At 65.6% G+C, this 15,876-nt stretch carries 13 protein-coding genes; 5 read left to right on the forward strand and 8 right to left on the reverse strand.

Going from position 1 to position 15,876, the window contains the following annotated elements; translation table 11 throughout:
* Positions 1–14: 14 nt before the first annotated feature.
* The 4 genes from accC to ACVWY5_RS15520 form a co-directional block, all read right to left on the reverse strand.
* Complete coding sequence (gene accC / locus ACVWY5_RS15505) at positions 15–1,373, reverse strand: acetyl-CoA carboxylase biotin carboxylase subunit (protein WP_028332250.1); 1,359 nt, start codon at positions 1,371–1,373, stop codon at positions 15–17.
* Between the two features lie 24 nt (positions 1,374–1,397).
* Complete coding sequence (gene accB, locus ACVWY5_RS15510; protein WP_028332249.1) at positions 1,398–1,892, reverse strand: acetyl-CoA carboxylase biotin carboxyl carrier protein; 495 nt, start codon at positions 1,890–1,892, stop codon at positions 1,398–1,400.
* A gap of 52 nt (positions 1,893–1,944) precedes the next feature.
* Positions 1,945–2,430 (reverse strand): type II 3-dehydroquinate dehydratase, encoded by a 486-nt coding sequence (aroQ, locus tag ACVWY5_RS15515; RefSeq protein ID WP_028332248.1) that lies wholly within the window; start codon positions 2,428–2,430, stop codon positions 1,945–1,947.
* 363 nt (positions 2,431–2,793) lie between these two features.
* A complete protein-coding gene (locus ACVWY5_RS15520; protein ID WP_028332247.1) occupies positions 2,794–3,612 on the reverse strand; it encodes a DUF1236 domain-containing protein in 819 nt (272 codons plus the stop codon).
* Positions 3,613–3,662: 50 nt separating this feature from the next.
* On the opposite strand from ACVWY5_RS15520, the gene ACVWY5_RS15525 reads away from it, so the two are divergent.
* Positions 3,663–3,980, forward strand: a complete 318-nt coding sequence (locus ACVWY5_RS15525) for a hypothetical protein (RefSeq protein ID WP_167350428.1) — start codon at positions 3,663–3,665, stop codon at positions 3,978–3,980.
* Between the two features lie 23 nt (positions 3,981–4,003).
* Here the strand turns inward: ACVWY5_RS15525 and ACVWY5_RS15530 are convergent, their stop codons facing one another.
* Both ACVWY5_RS15530 and ACVWY5_RS15535 read right to left on the reverse strand, forming a co-directional pair.
* Entirely contained in the window at positions 4,004–4,771 is a 768-nt protein-coding gene (locus ACVWY5_RS15530) for a DsbA family protein (protein WP_016840097.1), read from the reverse strand.
* An 86-nt stretch (positions 4,772–4,857) separates the two neighbouring features.
* Positions 4,858–6,264 (reverse strand): M48 family metalloprotease, encoded by a 1,407-nt coding sequence (locus tag ACVWY5_RS15535; protein WP_028332246.1) that lies wholly within the window; start codon positions 6,262–6,264, stop codon positions 4,858–4,860.
* Positions 6,265–6,491: 227 nt separating this feature from the next.
* Between ACVWY5_RS15535 and ACVWY5_RS15540 the strand changes: the two genes are divergently transcribed.
* Both ACVWY5_RS15540 and ACVWY5_RS15545 read left to right on the forward strand, forming a co-directional pair.
* Complete coding sequence (locus ACVWY5_RS15540) at positions 6,492–7,679, forward strand: aminotransferase class I/II-fold pyridoxal phosphate-dependent enzyme (protein WP_028332245.1); 1,188 nt, start codon at positions 6,492–6,494, stop codon at positions 7,677–7,679.
* Between the two features lie 219 nt (positions 7,680–7,898).
* On the forward strand, positions 7,899–9,233 hold the full coding sequence (locus ACVWY5_RS15545) for a dicarboxylate/amino acid:cation symporter (protein WP_028332244.1): 1,335 nt from the start codon (positions 7,899–7,901) through the stop codon (positions 9,231–9,233).
* Positions 9,234–9,303: 70 nt separating this feature from the next.
* Here the strand turns inward: ACVWY5_RS15545 and ACVWY5_RS15550 are convergent, their stop codons facing one another.
* Together ACVWY5_RS15550 and ACVWY5_RS15555 are read right to left on the reverse strand one after the other, a co-directional pair.
* Positions 9,304–10,536, reverse strand: a complete 1,233-nt coding sequence (locus ACVWY5_RS15550; protein ID WP_028332243.1) for an NAD(P)/FAD-dependent oxidoreductase — start codon at positions 10,534–10,536, stop codon at positions 9,304–9,306.
* 106 nt (positions 10,537–10,642) lie between these two features.
* Entirely contained in the window at positions 10,643–13,174 is a 2,532-nt protein-coding gene (locus tag ACVWY5_RS15555; protein WP_428841059.1) for an Rne/Rng family ribonuclease, read from the reverse strand.
* Positions 13,175–13,201: 27 nt separating this feature from the next.
* On the opposite strand from ACVWY5_RS15555, the gene ACVWY5_RS15560 reads away from it, so the two are divergent.
* Together ACVWY5_RS15560 and ACVWY5_RS15565 are read left to right on the forward strand one after the other, a co-directional pair.
* Positions 13,202–13,927 carry a hypothetical protein gene (locus tag ACVWY5_RS15560; protein ID WP_028332241.1) on the forward strand — a complete coding sequence of 242 codons (726 nt, stop codon included), beginning with the start codon at positions 13,202–13,204 and terminating at the stop codon, positions 13,925–13,927.
* Positions 13,928–14,542: 615 nt separating this feature from the next.
* Positions 14,543–15,853: an N-acetylmuramoyl-L-alanine amidase gene (locus tag ACVWY5_RS15565; protein WP_028332240.1), complete on the forward strand. Its 1,311-nt coding sequence runs from the start codon at positions 14,543–14,545 to the stop codon at positions 15,851–15,853.
* Positions 15,854–15,876 lie beyond the last annotated feature (23 nt).

A 15,876-nucleotide genomic window follows, 5' to 3' on the forward strand; every position in this document is an offset into this window, starting at 1 on the left:
CACGGAGTTCCGAACTATTTTGCGGCGTCGGATGGCTGGCCGGCGAGGTATTGCTCCAGCCAGTGAATGTGGTAGTCGCCCTCGATGATGTCGGGCTCGCGCACCAGCGCGCGGAACAGCGGCAGCGTCGTCTCGATCCCGTCGACCACCATCTCGTCCAGCGCCCGACGCAGCCGCATCAGGCATTCGCCGCGGGTCTTGCCGTGCACGATCAGCTTGCCGACCAGCGAGTCGTAATAGGGCGGGATCACATAGCCCTGATAGACGGCGGAATCGATCCGCACGCCGAGGCCACCGGGCGGATGGAATTGCGTGATCCGGCCGGGCGAGGGACGGAAGGTCTGCGGGTTCTCCGCATTGATGCGGCACTCGATGGCGTGGCCGATGATCGCGATGTCGTCCTGCTTGGCCGGAAGGTCGCCGCCGGCGGCAATCCGGATCTGCTCCAGCACCAGATCGATATCGGTGATGCTTTCGGTGACGGGATGCTCGACCTGGATGCGCGTGTTCATTTCGATGAAATAGAACTCGCCGTCCTCATAGAGGAATTCGATGGTGCCGACGCCGAGATATTTCATGTCCCGCATCGCCTTGGCGCAGGTCTCCCCGATCCTGGCGCGCGCCGCCGCCGCGAGCACGGGCGAGGGCCCTTCCTCCCAGACCTTCTGGTGACGGCGCTGCAGCGAGCAGTCGCGCTCGCCGAGATGGATGGCGCCGCCGCGGCCGTCGCCGAGAATCTGGATCTCGATGTGGCGCGGCTTCTGCAGGTATTTCTCCAGGTAGACCGAGGCGTCGCCGAACGCCGACTTGGCCTCGTTGGCCGCGGTCGAGAGCGCCAGCGCAAGGTCAGCCTCGGTATGGGCGACCTTCATGCCGCGGCCGCCGCCGCCGGCGGCCGCCTTCACCAGCACCGGGAAGCCGATCTCCTTGCCGATCGCGAGCGCGTCAGCCTCCGAGGTCACCGCGCCGTCCGAGCCCGGCACCACGGGAATGCCGAGGCGCTTGGCGGTCTTCTTGGCTTCGATCTTGTCGCCCATCAGGCGGATGTGCTCGGCCTTCGGTCCGATGAAGCCCAGATTGTGGTCGGCGAGGATCTCGGCGAAGCGCGCGTTCTCGGACAGGAAGCCGTAGCCGGGATGCACGGCGTCGGCGCCGGTGATCTCGCAGGCCGCGAGCAGCGCCGGCACGTTGAGATAGGAATCCTTCGACGGCGGCGGGCCGATGCACACGCTTTCATCGGCGAGCCGCACATGCATGGCGTCGGCGTCGGCGGTGGAATGCACCGCGACCGTCGAGATGCCGAGCTCCTTGCAGGCGCGCAGCACGCGAAGCGCGATCTCGCCGCGATTGGCTATGAGGATCTTGTCGAACATCGCAGCGCCTGGCGTTGACGGAAGCTATTCAATGATGACGAGCGGCTCGCCGAATTCGACCGGCTGGCCATCCTCGACGAGAATCTGCGTCACGGTGCCCGCGCGCGGCGACGGGATCTGGTTCATCGTCTTCATCGCCTCGATGATCAGAAGCGTCTGACCAGCGCTGACCTTGGTGCCGATTTCAATGAACGGCTTGGCGCCCGGCTCGGGCGCCCAATAGGCGGTGCCGACCATCGGCGAGGGCACGGCGCCCGGGTGCTTGGCGAGATCGGTCGCAGCCGCCGGGACGGCCAAGGCGGCCGGTCCGGCAACGCTCGCCACGGAGGCCGCGGGCACCGAGGCCGCGATGCTGATGTTGCGCGCGACACGGACGCGCAGGCCGGCACGCTCGATCTCGATCTCGGTCAGATTGGTTTCCGCGAGCAGCAGCGCGAGCTCGCGAATGAGGGCGCTGTCGTCGTTCTTGGAGTCGTTCTTGGATTTTGCGGCTGATTTGTCGTCTGGCTGGCGCGCCATGCTCTGTGATCCAAAATCTTTGTCTGGTGACGGGGAACGTCAGGATTGACGATTAAGTCTTTGGCTTGGCGTCGATCTTGGTATCGATCCTGGCACCGATCTTGGTGGCGAGGCCGATGATCGCAAGCCGGTAGCCGTCGATGCCGAAGCCGCAAAGTGACGCGAAGGCGGCTTTAGCAGTGAACGAGTGGTGCCGGAAGCTTTCGCGGGCGTGGATGTTGCTGACGTGAACTTCGACCGCGGGTATCTTGACCGCGACCAGCGCGTCATGCAGCGCGATCGAGGTATGAGAGTAGCCACCGGCGTTGATGATGATGCCGACCGCTTTCTTGGCGTGCGCCTCATGGATGAAGTCGATCAGTTCACCCTCGCGGTTGGACTGCCGGCAGTCGGCGCTCAGCCCGAACTGGCGCGCGGTGTCCGCGCACAGCTTCTCGACGTCGGCGAGGGTGGCGTGGCCGTAGGTCTCCGGCTCGCGCGTCCCCAGCAGATTGAGGTTCGGGCCGTTCAGCACATAGATCGTTCCGGCAGCAGCCATTCCAGAGTTTCCTGCCAAAGTTTTCCTGCCAAGGGTTCCGGCCAAAGGTTCCGAAGGGGGTCCGACAAGGGGTGGAGTGGGCCGGGTTATAGGTAACAACCGGCCGAAGGGGAAGTCTTTAGGTGAAATCAGAACGTCTTCAACAACTTCCTCCACCCTGTTAGATAACTGTCCTAACCTCCGGAAAATGCTGATTAACCAAATCTTGCGGAAGTCGCCTTCGTGGGGCGCTCCGGCCCGCCATCCACTGCGTGATGCGGGGGCGGCCGAAAGCAAGACCCCGCCCTGAAGGGGGCGGGGTCGAGATGAAGGCAAGGGCCCGTCTTCGAGGGCCCGTCTTGGCGCCCTCGCACCGAGGCCGGTTTAGCCCTCGATGATGTAGACGATCTCATGGGTCTCAGGCTGAACGATCACGTAGCGGCCCTTGACCAGGATGAACTGATAGCCGCGCCACTGCGGGTAGATCGTCACGACCCGCTCCGGCACCGGGTAGAAGTGGACGTCAGCCGGAACGCGGGTGCCGACCGCCACATTGAAGTTCACGTTGGTGGCTTCGGTCACGTGCTCCGACTTGATCGCGGTCGTGATCTGGGTGCGCTTCTCGGCCGGCGGAGCCGCGGTGGCCGACGTTGCCGCGTTGCCGGTCGTCGTCTGCGTGCGGCTCGTGTCGTTGGTCTGCGCGCGGTTGGGGTCGGCCGGGCTCTTGGTCTGAGCGTTCTGGTTGGTCGTGGCACCGGCACCGCTCTTGTCGCGGCTCTCGGCGTTCATCTTGCCGCTCTTGTCACGCTCCTCGGCTTTCATGTTGCCGCTCTTGTCGCGACCCTCGGCCTTCATGTCCTTCGAGCCTTCCTTGGAGCCCTTGGTCGCCTCGTTCTCCGAGCTCATGCCCTTCGACTTTTGGGTGCTGTCCTGTGCACCCTTGGTGGCCGCGCCGGACTTCTCGGACTCAGCTCCCTTGGTGCTCGACTCACCGGTCGTCGAATGCTCGGAACCCTTCATGCCGCTCTTGTCATGCTGCATGGTGCCCGATGACGCGCCACCGGACGGTGCAGACTGCTGCGTGGTCGCACCACCACCGGCTCCGGTTTCCTTGTTGGCGCCGCCGGCGCCCTGTGCGTTCGCGAAACCGGTGCCGGCGATCAAAGCGGCTGCGGCGACCGAAATCAGAAAGCGGTTAGACATCGTAATTCCTCCTCGTTTTTCAGCATTGCCCGCGCCGACAACGGGAGAGCATGTGCGATGTTCCTGTTGATTTGCGGTTCCTTGCGGTTTGTTCTTCAGGTGAATGCGCGATGAACGCGCGAGATGAATGCGCGGCTGCTTCAACTGCAGGCCCAGTAGAACTCCATGCTCGCAAGATCGAGCTGGCCGTTGCCGCCGCCGAAATTGAAGCCGCCGAAATAGTCTTCGATCTCGAGAGCAGGTCGCGCTGTATTTTCAGCTTCGCGCGACTTGCGTCGTTGGGGACGGCCCTTGCTTGCGGCCCGCGCGGAATCGGTTCGGTGACGGCAATAAAAAAATCCGGCTGCCTGGCAGCCGGATTTTTCTGAATGAGCGCTATCCTTAGCGGCGATCAGCAGGTCGCCTTGCCGCAGCGGGCGATGCCGATCTTTTCCTTGAGGTTGTCGACGCCGACGGCGCCGATCACGACCTGCTTGCCGATCACGTAGCTCGGCGTGCCGTTCATGCCCATGGATTCGGCGAGGCGGAAGTTCTCCTCGATGGTCGCCTTCACTTCGGGGCTCGCCATATCCTTCTCGAGTTTCGCCATGTCGAGACCGACCTCCTTGGCGACCGCCAGCGCGCGTGCCTTGTCGGCGGCGCCGCGGCCGCCGAGCAGCTTCTGATGGAAATCGAGATACTTCTTGCCGGTCGGATCCTGCATGCGCACGGCGACCGCGACCTGCGCGGCCTCGACCGAGCCCTGGCTCAGCACCGGGAATTCCTTCAGCACGACCTTCAGCTTCGGATCCGCCTTCATCAAATCGAGCATGTCGGACATCGCGCGCTTGCAGTAGCCGCAATTGTAATCGAAGAACTCGACGAAGGTGACGTCGCCGTCCTTGTTGCCGAGCATGACGCCGCGCGGCGAATTGAAGATGGTGTCGGCGTTCTTGGCGACGCTCTGCTCATGCTTCTCGGCTTCGGCGGCGGCCTGCCGCTTGCTCAGCTCGTTCATCGCCTCCTCGAGCACCTCCGGGTGCGCGATCAGATAGTTGCGCACGATGGTCTCGATGTCGCCGCGCTGGGTGTCGGTGAAGCTCTGCGCGGAGGCCGGAAGCGGCGCGGCGCAAACGCCGAGCGCGAGCAGGGCAGGGGCAAGAAAACGAAGCGCTGGCATGACAAAATCCTTGTTCGCGGTGGCCCAAAATACGGCGGGGCCGTGAGCCGGTTTCGGTGATCGTTGTATGGAACTACGGTTTATTTCTAGTTGTTTTTCTGACCCGGCATGGGCTTGGCGCTCACAATGTCGTCAGCTTTGACCCAGCCGGGCGTGCCGATCGCGAATCGCGTCTTGGCGCGTGACGCAAGGTCGCGGGCGGTCTTGGTGTCGCCGCGGAGATAAGCGGCCTGCGCCGAGGCGAGGTCGGCCTGGGCATAGTCGCCCTTGCGGCCATAGGCCATCGCGAGCTGGGTATAGCCGAGCGGCGCCTCGGGCTCGCGCGCCACCGCGGCGCGCAGCATGTTGATCGCTTCGTCGGTATAGGCCTTGTTGTCGGAGGCGACCAGCGCCTGGCCGAGCAGCATCTCGATCAAAGGCGAATTGCTGGAGAGCTGCACCGCGCGGCGCAGCGGCGCGATGGCTTCGGCCGGCCGGCCGCCTTCGAGCAGCGCCTGGCCGCGCAATTCATGGAAATAGGGATTGTTGGGCTGCACCTGGATCAAGCCGTCGATCTGCGCGATCGCCGAGCGCAGATCGCCGTGCAGATAGGTCGTGATCGCGCGTGCATAGCGCGCCGGCAGACTGGTGTTGGACAGCGGATAGCGGCGGTAGACCGTGTCCTGCCGCTCCATGAAGCCCGAGATCTTGGCGCGCATCATGTCGTGGCGCAGCTGCAGCGCCGGATCGTCCTTCTTGTCCCAATAGGGGCTGGAGCGCGCCAGTTCCTGCAGCGCGGAGACGCGATCGACCGGCATCGGGTGCGACTGCAGATAGGGGTCGGCCCCGCGCGAGGCGAACAGGCTCTCGTCGGTGAAGCGCTTGAACGTCTCGTACATGCCCTTGGCAGACTGTCCGGTCGCGTTCAGGAACTTGACGCCGGCACGGTCGGCGTTCTCTTCCTGCTGGCGCTGATAAGACAATAGCGTGCGCTGAATGACCGCTTGCGGCGCCGAGATCGCCGCGGCGCCTGCGCTGGAGAGACCGTTGCCGCCACCGCGGCCGCCCGCACCCGCGGCAAGCGCGCCGACGCCGAGTAGCATCGCGATGATCATCTGGGTCTGGGCCTGCGCGAGCTGCTCGCGCATCTTGGCGAGATGGCCGCCGGCGAGGTGGCCGGTCTCGTGCGCCAGCACGCCGATGATCTGGTTCGGCGTTTCCGATTGCAGCAGCGCGCCGTAATTGACGAAGATGCGCCGGCCGTCGGCGACGAAAGCGTTGAACGAGCCGTTGTTGATGATCACGATCTGGATGTTCTGCTTCTCCAGACCGGCGGCGCGCAGGATCGGCCTTGTGTATTCGCGCAGCAACTGTTCGGACTCGGTGTCGCGCAGCACCGGCGGGCCTTTTTGCTGGGCTCGCGCAGGAACGACGGGCCCGATCGCGAGCGTAACCGCAGTCATGAGCGCGGTCAGCTTGAAGGTCCTGGTGCGGAGCGAGAGGCGGAACAGCATGGGCGATCTATCGGCGATGACTGGCCGCGCCGGCACAAGTCCGGGTTTCGGGCCCGACCGGATCAGGCGCGTGGCGCAGTCTGTTGTTTTTGCAGTTCTTCTTCACGCGAACCGGGTATTCACTTGGCCTGAAAGCGTTATAAGGAGCCACCGAATGCGGCCAGTCTGGGGCGGCAGCCGGTAACGGGAACCCGAATTCGGCAGCGGCCGTGCAATAGCAGAAATCCATGCGTGAAGCGACACCGAGAGACCGTGTAAGCAGCCTGTTGACAGCGTCCGGACGGAGCGATGTTCCGCCGTTCATGGTGATGGACGTGATGGCGGCGGCCGCGCGAATCGAGGCCGCCGGCGGCCATGTCATCCATATGGAGGTGGGGCAGCCCGCCGCAGGCGCGCCGAAGCCGGCGATCGCGGCCGCGCAGGCCGCGCTTGCGGAGGGGCGGATCGACTACACCTCGGCGCTCGGCATTCCCTCGCTGCGCGCGCGCATCGCCCGGCACTACAGCGACACGTATGGTTGCACGGTCGACGCGGAGCGCATCATCGTCACGACCGGTTCGTCGGGCGGGTTCATCCTGGCGTTTCTTGCGATGTTCGAACCGGGCGACCGGGTCGCCGTGACCGTGCCGGGCTATCCGCCGTACCGGCATATCCTGACCGCGCTGGGCTGCGAGCCGGTGCTGATCGAAACCTCCGGCGACACCCGCCATGCCCTGACCGGCGAGGCGCTGCTCGCCGCCCACCGCAAGGCGCCGCTGAAGGGCGTGCTGGTCGGCAGCCCCGCCAACCCGACCGGCACCATGATGTCGCGCGAGGCGCTGTCGACCCTGATGGCGGCCGCCGACAGCGCCGGCATCCGCTTCATCTCCGACGAGATCTATCACGGGCTCGACTACGCGTTCGCTGCGGTGACGGCCGCAGAGCTGTCGCCGAACGCGCTCGTGATCAACTCGTTCTCGAAGTACTTCTGCATGACCGGCTGGCGTGTCGGCTGGATGGTGGTGCCCGACGTGCTGGTGCGGCCGATCGAGCGGCTGCAGCAGAACCTGTCGATCTCGGTGCCGACCCTGTCGCAAATCGCGGCCGAGGCGGCGTTCGAAGGCCGCGAGGAGATGGAGGCGATCAAGCGCGGCTATCAGGAGAACCGCCGCATCCTGATCGAAGGCCTGCCGAAGGCTGGCCTGACCAAATTCCTCCCCGCAGACGGCGCGTTCTACCTGTATGCCGACGTCTCCGACTTCACCGCCGACAGCTTCGCCTTCGCCAGCGAGATGCTCGAGAAGGCGCATGTCGCGGCGACCCCCGGCGTCGATTTCGATCCGATCCACGGCCGCGCCTTCATCCGTTTTTCATATGCACGCTCGGCCCCGGAGATGCAGGAAGCAGTTGCACGGATCGCGCATTGGCTTAAATAGCCCGCGAACTCCAGGAGCCTTCAAACTCCAAGAGCCACCAAGAGCCTTCCGGCGTTCGCTTTGCCTTTCGGATCGGTTTCGCAGCGCAGTGCCGTGGTTTCGCCGGCACTGTGGCGGACCGATCATCGCGGATAAGCGGCAGGGCCCACACAGTTCCATTTGACTTGAACCGCCAAGTTGATCTTGGCTGTTTCCGCCATTTCTGAGGGGGAGTGACACATGGCAACGGCAACCGTTGTCACGGCTGCGCCGGCGAGCGCCGGCAGCAAGCCGTGGTATAAAGTTCTCTATGTCCAGGTCCTGATCGCGATCGTGCTCGGCGCATTGGTCGGCTGGTTGTGGCCGGGCCTTGCCACCAACGAGTGGATCAAGGCGCTCGGCGACGGCTTCATCAAGCTGATCAAGATGGTGATCGCGCCGATCATCTTCTGCACCGTGGTGTCGGGCATCGCCCATATACAAGATGCCAAGAAGGTCGGCCGCATCGGCGTCAAGGCGCTGGTGTATTTCGAGGTTGTCTCGACCTTCGCGCTGGTGATCGGATTGCTGGTCGGCAATCTGATCAAGCCTGGCGCCGGCTTCGGCAATGCGGCGGCGAACGCGCAGGCGGTCGCCGGCTATGCCAAGCAGGCGGAGGCGCAGAAGAGCGTCGACTTCGTGCTGCACATCATTCCGGACACCGTGGTCGGCGCATTCGCGCAGGGCGAGATCCTGCAGGTGCTGCTGTTCTCGGTGCTGTTCGGCTTCGCGATCATGGGCCTCGGCGATCGCGGCCACACCATCCGCTCGTTCATCGACGACGCCGCGCACGCCGTGTTCGGCGTCATCTCGATCGTGATGCGGGCGGCGCCGATCGGCGCGTTCGGCGCGATGGCCTTCACCATCGGCAAGTTCGGCACCGGCGCGATCCTCAACCTGATGGGGCTGATCGCGACGTTCTATCTGACCGCCGCGCTGTTCGTGTTCGTGGTGCTCGGCATCATCGCGCGGATCGCCGGGTTCTCGATCTTCAAGTTCCTGGCCTATATCAAGGACGAACTCCTGATCGTGCTCGGTACCTCGTCTTCGGAGAGCGCGCTGCCGTCATTGATGGAGAAGCTCGAGCGTCTCGGCTGCTCGAAATCGGTGGTCGGCCTCGTGGTGCCCACGGGTTACTCGTTCAACCTCGACGGCACCAACATCTACATGACGCTGGCGACCTTGTTCATCGCGCAGGCGCTGGGCTTCGATCTCACCTTCAGCCAGCAGCTCACGATCCTGATCGTGGCGATGCTGACCTCGAAGGGCGCCTCCGGCATCACCGGCGCCGGCTTCATCACGCTGGCGGCGACGCTTGCGGTGGTCGATCCGCGGCTGGTGCCGGGCATGGCGATCGTGCTCGGCATCGACAAGTTCATGAGCGAGTGCCGCGCGCTGACCAATCTGTGCGGCAACGGCGTCGCCTGCGTGATCGTCGCCTGGTGGGAGGGCGAGCTCGACCGCGACAAGCTCAACGCCAATCTCGCCAAGCAGGTCGACCCGACCGACATGGAGACCGCGTTGACGACGGACTAAAGATCCTTGTTTTGACGCGTTTTCTTCACGCGAACCGGAGTCCACTTCGCTCGAAAACGCTTTGTCGACGTCAGAACCGGTCCAGTCGATACGGCGAGGTGTCCACCGCGGATGCCTCGCCGTTCATCGTTTCGGCCAGCACGCGCGCGGTCGCCGGGCCGAGCGTGAAGCCCTGATGGCCGTGACCGAAATTCACCCATAGCCCACGATGGCGCGGCACGGGCCCGAGCACCGGCAGCATGTCGGTCGTGCAGGGGCGGGTGCCGAACCAAGGCTCGGGCTCGACGCGGCTGCCGATCTCGATCAGCTCGCGCGCGGCCGCTTCGGCGTAGCCGAGCTGGATCGGCGTCGCCGGTGCGTCGGGACTGGTCAGCTCCGCGCCGGTGGTGATGCGGATGCCCTTGGCCATCGGCGCCATCGCATATCCATTTGCGGTGTCGACCAGCGGCAGGTCGAGCGAGCGGCCGCCCTGGTAGTGCATGTGGTAGCCGCGCTTGCGCACCAGCGGGATCCGGTAGCCGAACTTGCGCAGCAATTGCGGTGACCACGGCCCGAGCGTGACCACGACGTGGGCGGCATCGATCCGGCCGCCACTGGTGTCGACCGACCAGCCGGACGTCGTCTGCGTCAGCGTCTGGGCATCGCCGCGCAGCAACGTGCCGCCGAGACGCTCGAACAGTCCGGCATAGGCGGAAACAAGCCCGCCGGGGTCCGACACGGTCCAGGGCCCAAGCCAGTGAATGGCGCCGGGCAGGTCGTCACGCAGCAACGGCTCCGCGTTGGCGAGCTCGCGGCCGTCAAGCACGCGAAACGTCACGCCGAAGTCGCGCTGGTTCTCCTCGGCGATTGCAATGGCCTGTTCGAGCGCGGCCGGGTCGCGATGCAGCAGGCGATAGCCGGCGCGGCGGATCAGATTATCGGCATGGGCATCGCGGATCAGCGTGTCGTGCTCCGCGGTGGCGTAGGCGATCAGGCGCGCCCATGCGATGGTGGCTTCACGGTGCCGCTCGGGCGTCGAGTTCCACCAATAGCGCAGCAGCGGGCCGGCGTGCTGCGGCAGCGACGCCAGACGGTAGCGCACGTCGTTGGTGCGCCCCATCGCGATCCGGGCGAGGATGGCGGGATCGCGCGGCATCGGGTAGGGCCGCACCGCCTCGCTCTGGATGATGCCGGCATTGCCGTAGCTGGTTTCGCGGCCCGGTTCCTTGCGGTCGACGAGCGTCACCGACCAGCCGCGACGCTGCAGGTGCAGAGCCGTGCTGACGCCCACCATGCCGCCGCCAAGAACGATCGCGCTTTGCATTGGGATCCGTCTCCGTCAGGCTCCGTTACGCCGGCGTCTGACGAACGGATTGCCTGTTCAATAAAAACGCCCGGCGTGAGCCGGGCGTTCTGACTTGCAGGTGGTGCTAATTGCCGCCGCCGAAGCGGCGCGACCACCAGCCCTTGCGGGCCGGAGCCTCGGCCGCAGCGGCCGGTGCCGGTTCTGGAGCAGCCGCGGCCGGCTCAGGGGCAGCTTCCTCCGCCGGGCTTTGAACCAGCGCCGCTGATGCCTCGGGCTGTGGGCTCGATGCGAAGTTGACCTTTTCGCGCACCGTCGAACGGCGGCGCTGCGCGCGGTCACCTTCGGCAGTGTCCTCGGCGGCAGACGCCGCGGCGGTTTCGGGCTCGGGTGCCGCGACCGGCTCAACAGGTGCGACCTCGGTCGGCTGCCACTCCGGCGGCTCGGCGACCAGTTCGGGCTGCGCCAGCGAGGGAGCCGGCTCCGCATCATGGCTATCGAAATCGGCGACTGCGTCGGAGGCCTCCGACGTCGCCGCCGGGGTCAACTCATCGGAGATCGATCCGGCGAGGCCGTCATCCGGTCCGCCACTGCCGCGCCGGCGGCGGCCGCCACGGCGCCCGCGGCGCCGCGGACGGCGATCGCCATTGCCGGCCTGGTCGTCGCGGGCAGCGGTCTGCTGTTCGTCGCCTTCGTCCTCATCACCTTCGGCATCGGCGGCGGCAACCGCCTCGGTACCTTCTGGCAGGACATGCATGAGATCGCCGTCCTCGCGCGGCTGCTGGGCGCCTTCACGCGCCTCGCTGCCGCCACCGCGGCCGCGGCGCCGGCGGCGACGCTTGCGGCGCTGACCGTCGCCTTCGCCCTCGGCAGAGCCCGATTCATCACCGGCCGCCCGCTCGTCGGCGAGACCCTCGGTCTCGTCGGTCTCGATCTCGGCCTCGTATTCGAACAGTTCTTCCTCGTCATCGGCCTCTTCGGCCTGGGCCGGAGCCGCAGCAGTCTGCGCAGCAAGCAGCGCCTTGGCGGCTTCGAGCGTATGCACCTGCTCGCCGCGGTCGATGATGTAGGACTGCTGGCCGTGCACTGTGGCGTCCGCGACGATCGACAGCGAAACCCGGAAGGAGTCTTCGAGGTCGCGCAGATGGCCGCGCTTGTGATTGAGCACGTAGAGCGCGACGTCGGTACGGGTGCGGACCACCAGATTGTGGGTCGCGCCCTTCATCAGGATTTCCTCGATGCCGCGCAGGAGCTGCAGCGCCACCGACGAGACCGAACGGACGTGACCGCTTCCGCCGCATTGCGGGCAGGGCTCCGTCGAGCTTTCGAGCACGCTGGCGCGGATGCGCTGGCGCGACATTTCCAAGAGGCCGAAATGCGAGATGCGGCCGACCTGGATCCGCGCGCGGTCCTGGCGCAGGCAGTCGGACAGCTTGCGCTCGACCGCGCGGTTGTTGCGCTTCTCGTCCATGTCGATGAAGTCGATGACGATCAGGCCGGCGAGGTCACGCAGGCGCAATTGGCGCGCGACTTCTTCCGCCGCTTCCAGATTGGTCTTAAGCGCGGTGTCCTCGATATGGTGCTCGCGCGTGGCGCGGCCGGAGTTGACGTCGATCGAGACCAGCGCCTCGGTCTGGTTGATCACGATGTAGCCGCCGGAGCGCAATTGCACGGTCGGCGAGAACATCGCGTCGAGTTGGCTTTCGACGCCCATGCGCGAGAACAGCGGCTGGCCGTCGCGATATTGCTTCACCGCGCGCACATTGGCCGGCATCAGCATCTTCATGAAGTCGCGCGCTTCGCGGTAGCCGGCTTCGCCCGCCACCTGGATCTCGTCGATCTCCTTGTTGTAGAGGTCGCGCAGCGAGCGCTTGATCAGCGAGCCTTCCTCGTAAACCAGCGTCGGCGCCTGCGACTTCAGCGTCAGGTCGCGCACCGTTTCCCACATCCGGATCAGATATTCGAAGTCGCGCTTGATCTCCGGCTTGCTGCGGGAGGCGCCGGCGGTGCGCAGGATGATCCCCATGCCCTCGGGCACGTCGAGATCCTGCACCACTTCCTTCAGCCGCGAACGGTCCTGGGCGGAGGTGATCTTGCGGCTGATGCCGCCGCCGCGCGCGGTGTTGGGCATCAGCACGGCGTAGCGGCCGGCGAGCGACAGATAGGTGGTCAGCGCGGCGCCCTTGTTGCCGCGCTCTTCCTTGACGACCTGCACCAGCATCACCTGCCGGCGCTTGATCACTTCCTGGATCTTGTACTGGCGGCGCGGACGGAACGGGCGCTCCGGAACCTCCTCGAGCACGTCGTCGCCGCCAACTGACTCGACGACGTCCTCTTCCTCGCCTTCCTCGCCGTCATCCTCTTCGTCGTCTTCGCCGGCCTCGTCGCCCGGCCCGGTCTCGGGCGCGACCACCTCGGCGAGCGCGCCATATTCGGCGACCGCGTGCTCATCGGCGGCGGCGTGAACCTCGTCGGAAGCCACGTGCGGCGCGTCGTCGGCATGCGCGGCGTTTTCCTCGATCTGCTCCTCATGGGCGCGCTCGGGCTCATGATTGACCTCGACCGTGTCGATGGTCTCGGGCGCGGCCGACGCGGCGGAGGCTTCGACCACAGCAACGACGGGGTCGGACGGGGCGTCGGCAACCGCCGCCTCGCTCACCTCGGGGGCGCGGTCGTGATCATGTGCATGATCGTGGTCGTGATGGTCGTCGTGACCATGATCGTGGTGGCCATGATCGTCGTGGTCATGATCATGCTGATGCTCATGGTCCTCGTGATGCGCATGATCATGCGCCTCATGTTCGTGGCCTTCCTGGGCGACCACGCCGTGATCGTGGTGCCCGGCATCATGTTCATGATGCTCGGCATCGACGGGATGTTCGTGGGCCTCGATGGTAGGCAGCGCCTGCGTGTCGTTCGCGCCCTCGATCACCTCGCTCTGGACGCGCTCGCCATGGCCGCGGCGACGGGCGTTGCGATGGCGCGACCGGCGGCGATGGCCGCGGTTCTCGTGCTCTTCCTCGGCCTCGCGATGGGCGCGCTCGTCGGCTTCAATCAGCGCCTGACGGTCGGCGACCGGGATCTGGTAATAGTCGGGATGGATTTCGCTGAAGGCCAGGAAGCCGTGCCGGTTGCCGCCATACTCGATGAAGGCGGCCTGCAGCGACGGCTCTACGCGCGTAACCTTGGCGAGATAAATGTTGCCGCGCAGCTGCTTGCGCTGGGCGGTCTCGAAATCAAACTCTTCGACGCGATTGCCACGGACCACGACGACCCGGGTCTCTTCCGGGTGGGTGGCATCGATCAACATCTTGTTGGGCATTTTGGAGCTCTTGACGGCGGCGGGCGCGGATCATGGCGCGCGCAAACTGCGCCGCCCGGTGACGCGACGGTCCACCTGATTCGGGGGTGAGGGGAAGGCCGAAACGCATCTCGCGGCGCAGCGCCGGACGGGAACTCACCGGGATGATGCGACGGGCGAAGTTTTCACCTCGCGTCAGCGCGATCATTCGGGGGATCCTGGTCGGCAATACAGTCTGGCGCATTAAGCGTCGGCCCGTCTAAACATGTTGGCGGCGAAAAATACCGCCGTATCTTTTGCTGAAAGCCCCGCCTGGCGCCGAAGCGCCCGCCGGCCATCGCATATCGAGGCCCCAAGGGACCGGATAATCGGTTATGCCGTGTCTCAAACCGTCCCTCTGGCGAGGGAGTGTGCCTGGGACCGGACGCCGCTCGGGCTTGAATCCGCCACTCCGTGTCAGCCGCGCGCGGCGCTGGCTGGGGAGGGACCGGAAAAACACGGCGGGATCTTCGATCAGGAAGGTTCCACCGCTGCACCGGGAGGCTGAACGCGACACAACCGGGAGTACTAGCCGTCAGCACCTCGTACATACGTGGATTGACCGCCGCGTGCAAGGGAAGCGTCACGCCGCCGCAACACTCGGTTCTTTTCGCCGGAGCGTCATTAGGGAGCGATTAACCGTGTGGTTCTAATGCGGTAAGAAGCAGCTGGGAGGCTACGAATCGGGTGGCGAACCGCGCAAAACACCTTGTTTTTCTGGGATGCGGGCTGTTGTGCGCCGCAACATGGGTGTTTGCCATTGCCGGCGCCCCGAGCGCCGCCGAGGGACCGCAGAACGGCCAGCCTGCGTCGGCCGCGAGCGCGCCGAATTTCCCTGTCGCATCCGGCGCCAGGCTCGCCGGCGACGCCAAGCAGACCCGATTCATCCTCGACCTCGACCGCAAGATCGAATTTCGCGCCTTCCCGCTGGCGGAGCCCTACCGCGTCGTGGTCGACATCCCGCAGGTCGATTTTCAGCTCGCGGCCGGCACCGGCTCGGCGGGGCGGGGCCTGGTGAAGGCGTTCCGCTATGGTCTCGTGATGCCCGGCGGCTCGCGGATCGTGTTCGACCTGACCGGACCGGTGAAGATCGCCAATTCCTACGTGCTCGACGCCGCCAACGGCCAGCCGCCGCGGCTGGTGCTGGACTTCGAGGAGGTCGACCGCACCAGCTTCGTGCAGTCGCTGGCGCCCGCGAGCCGGCCCGAATCGAAACCGGCGATTTCCGAATCCACCACGGCGACCATTCCGGCCGTTACCTCTGCGGCGCTGCCGCCGGTTGCGGTCACTGACGCGCGCCCGCTGATCGTGATCGATCCGGGTCACGGCGGCATCGACAACGGCACGCAATCCGGCGACCAGACCGAGAAAAACCTGGTGCTGGGCTTTGGCCTTGCCCTGCGCGACCGGATCGAGAAGTCGGGCAAGTATCGGGTGGTCATGACGCGGTCCGACGACACTTTCATCCCGCTTAACGACCGGGTGAAGATCGCGCGCTCCCAGTCCGCGGCACTGTTCGTCTCGATCCATGCCGACGCCCTGCCGCGCCGCGAGGGCGATGCCCAGGGCGCCACGATCTACACGGTGTCGGACAAGGCCTCCGACGCCGAGGCGGAACGGCTGGCGGAGGCGGAAAACAAGGCCGACGCCATCGCCGGCGTGAACCTGACCGACGAGCCGACCGAGGTCGCCGACATTCTGATCGACCTCGCGCAGCGTGAAACCAAGACGTTCTCCAATCGCTTCGCGCGTCTTCTGATGGACGAGATGAAGACCACCGTGCGGATGCACAAGCATCCGCTCAAATCGGCCGGCTTCCGGGTGCTGAAGGCGCCCGACGTGCCGTCCGTGCTGGTCGAGATCGGCTACGTCTCCAACAAGGGGGACCTCGAGCACCTGGTCTCCGAGAGCTGGCGGAACAAGGCGGTCGGCTCGATGGTGCAGGCGATCGACACGTTCTTCGCCAAACGGCTGGCAACTGCCGGGTCGGCAAAGTGAAATCGGCTCGCTGAAAAGCCGGG

Source organism: Bradyrhizobium sp. USDA 3256, from assembly GCF_054058275.1.

Bases quoted from the DNA above. Each gene is read 5' to 3' on its own strand.
- ACVWY5_RS15535 (WP_028332246.1), bottom strand. From the start codon at position 6,264: ATGCTGTTCCGCCTCTCGCTCCGCACCAGGACCTTCAAGCTGACCGCG.
- ACVWY5_RS15520 (WP_028332247.1), bottom strand. From the start codon at position 3,612: ATGTCTAACCGCTTTCTGATTTCGGTCGCCGCAGCCGCTTTGATCGCC.
- ACVWY5_RS15525 (WP_167350428.1), top strand. From the start codon at position 3,663: ATGTGCGATGTTCCTGTTGATTTGCGGTTCCTTGCGGTTTGTTCTTCA.
- ACVWY5_RS15540 (WP_028332245.1), top strand. From the start codon at position 6,492: ATGCGTGAAGCGACACCGAGAGACCGTGTAAGCAGCCTGTTGACAGCG.
- ACVWY5_RS15560 (WP_028332241.1), top strand. From the start codon at position 13,202: ATGATCGTGGTCGTGATGGTCGTCGTGACCATGATCGTGGTGGCCATG.
- accB (WP_028332249.1), bottom strand. From the start codon at position 1,892: ATGGCGCGCCAGCCAGACGACAAATCAGCCGCAAAATCCAAGAACGAC.
- ACVWY5_RS15550 (WP_028332243.1), bottom strand. From the start codon at position 10,536: ATGCAAAGCGCGATCGTTCTTGGCGGCGGCATGGTGGGCGTCAGCACG.
- ACVWY5_RS15545 (WP_028332244.1), top strand. From the start codon at position 7,899: ATGGCAACGGCAACCGTTGTCACGGCTGCGCCGGCGAGCGCCGGCAGC.
- ACVWY5_RS15530 (WP_016840097.1), bottom strand. From the start codon at position 4,771: ATGCCAGCGCTTCGTTTTCTTGCCCCTGCCCTGCTCGCGCTCGGCGTT.
- aroQ (WP_028332248.1), bottom strand. From the start codon at position 2,430: ATGGCTGCTGCCGGAACGATCTATGTGCTGAACGGCCCGAACCTCAAT.
- accC (WP_028332250.1), bottom strand. From the start codon at position 1,373: ATGTTCGACAAGATCCTCATAGCCAATCGCGGCGAGATCGCGCTTCGC.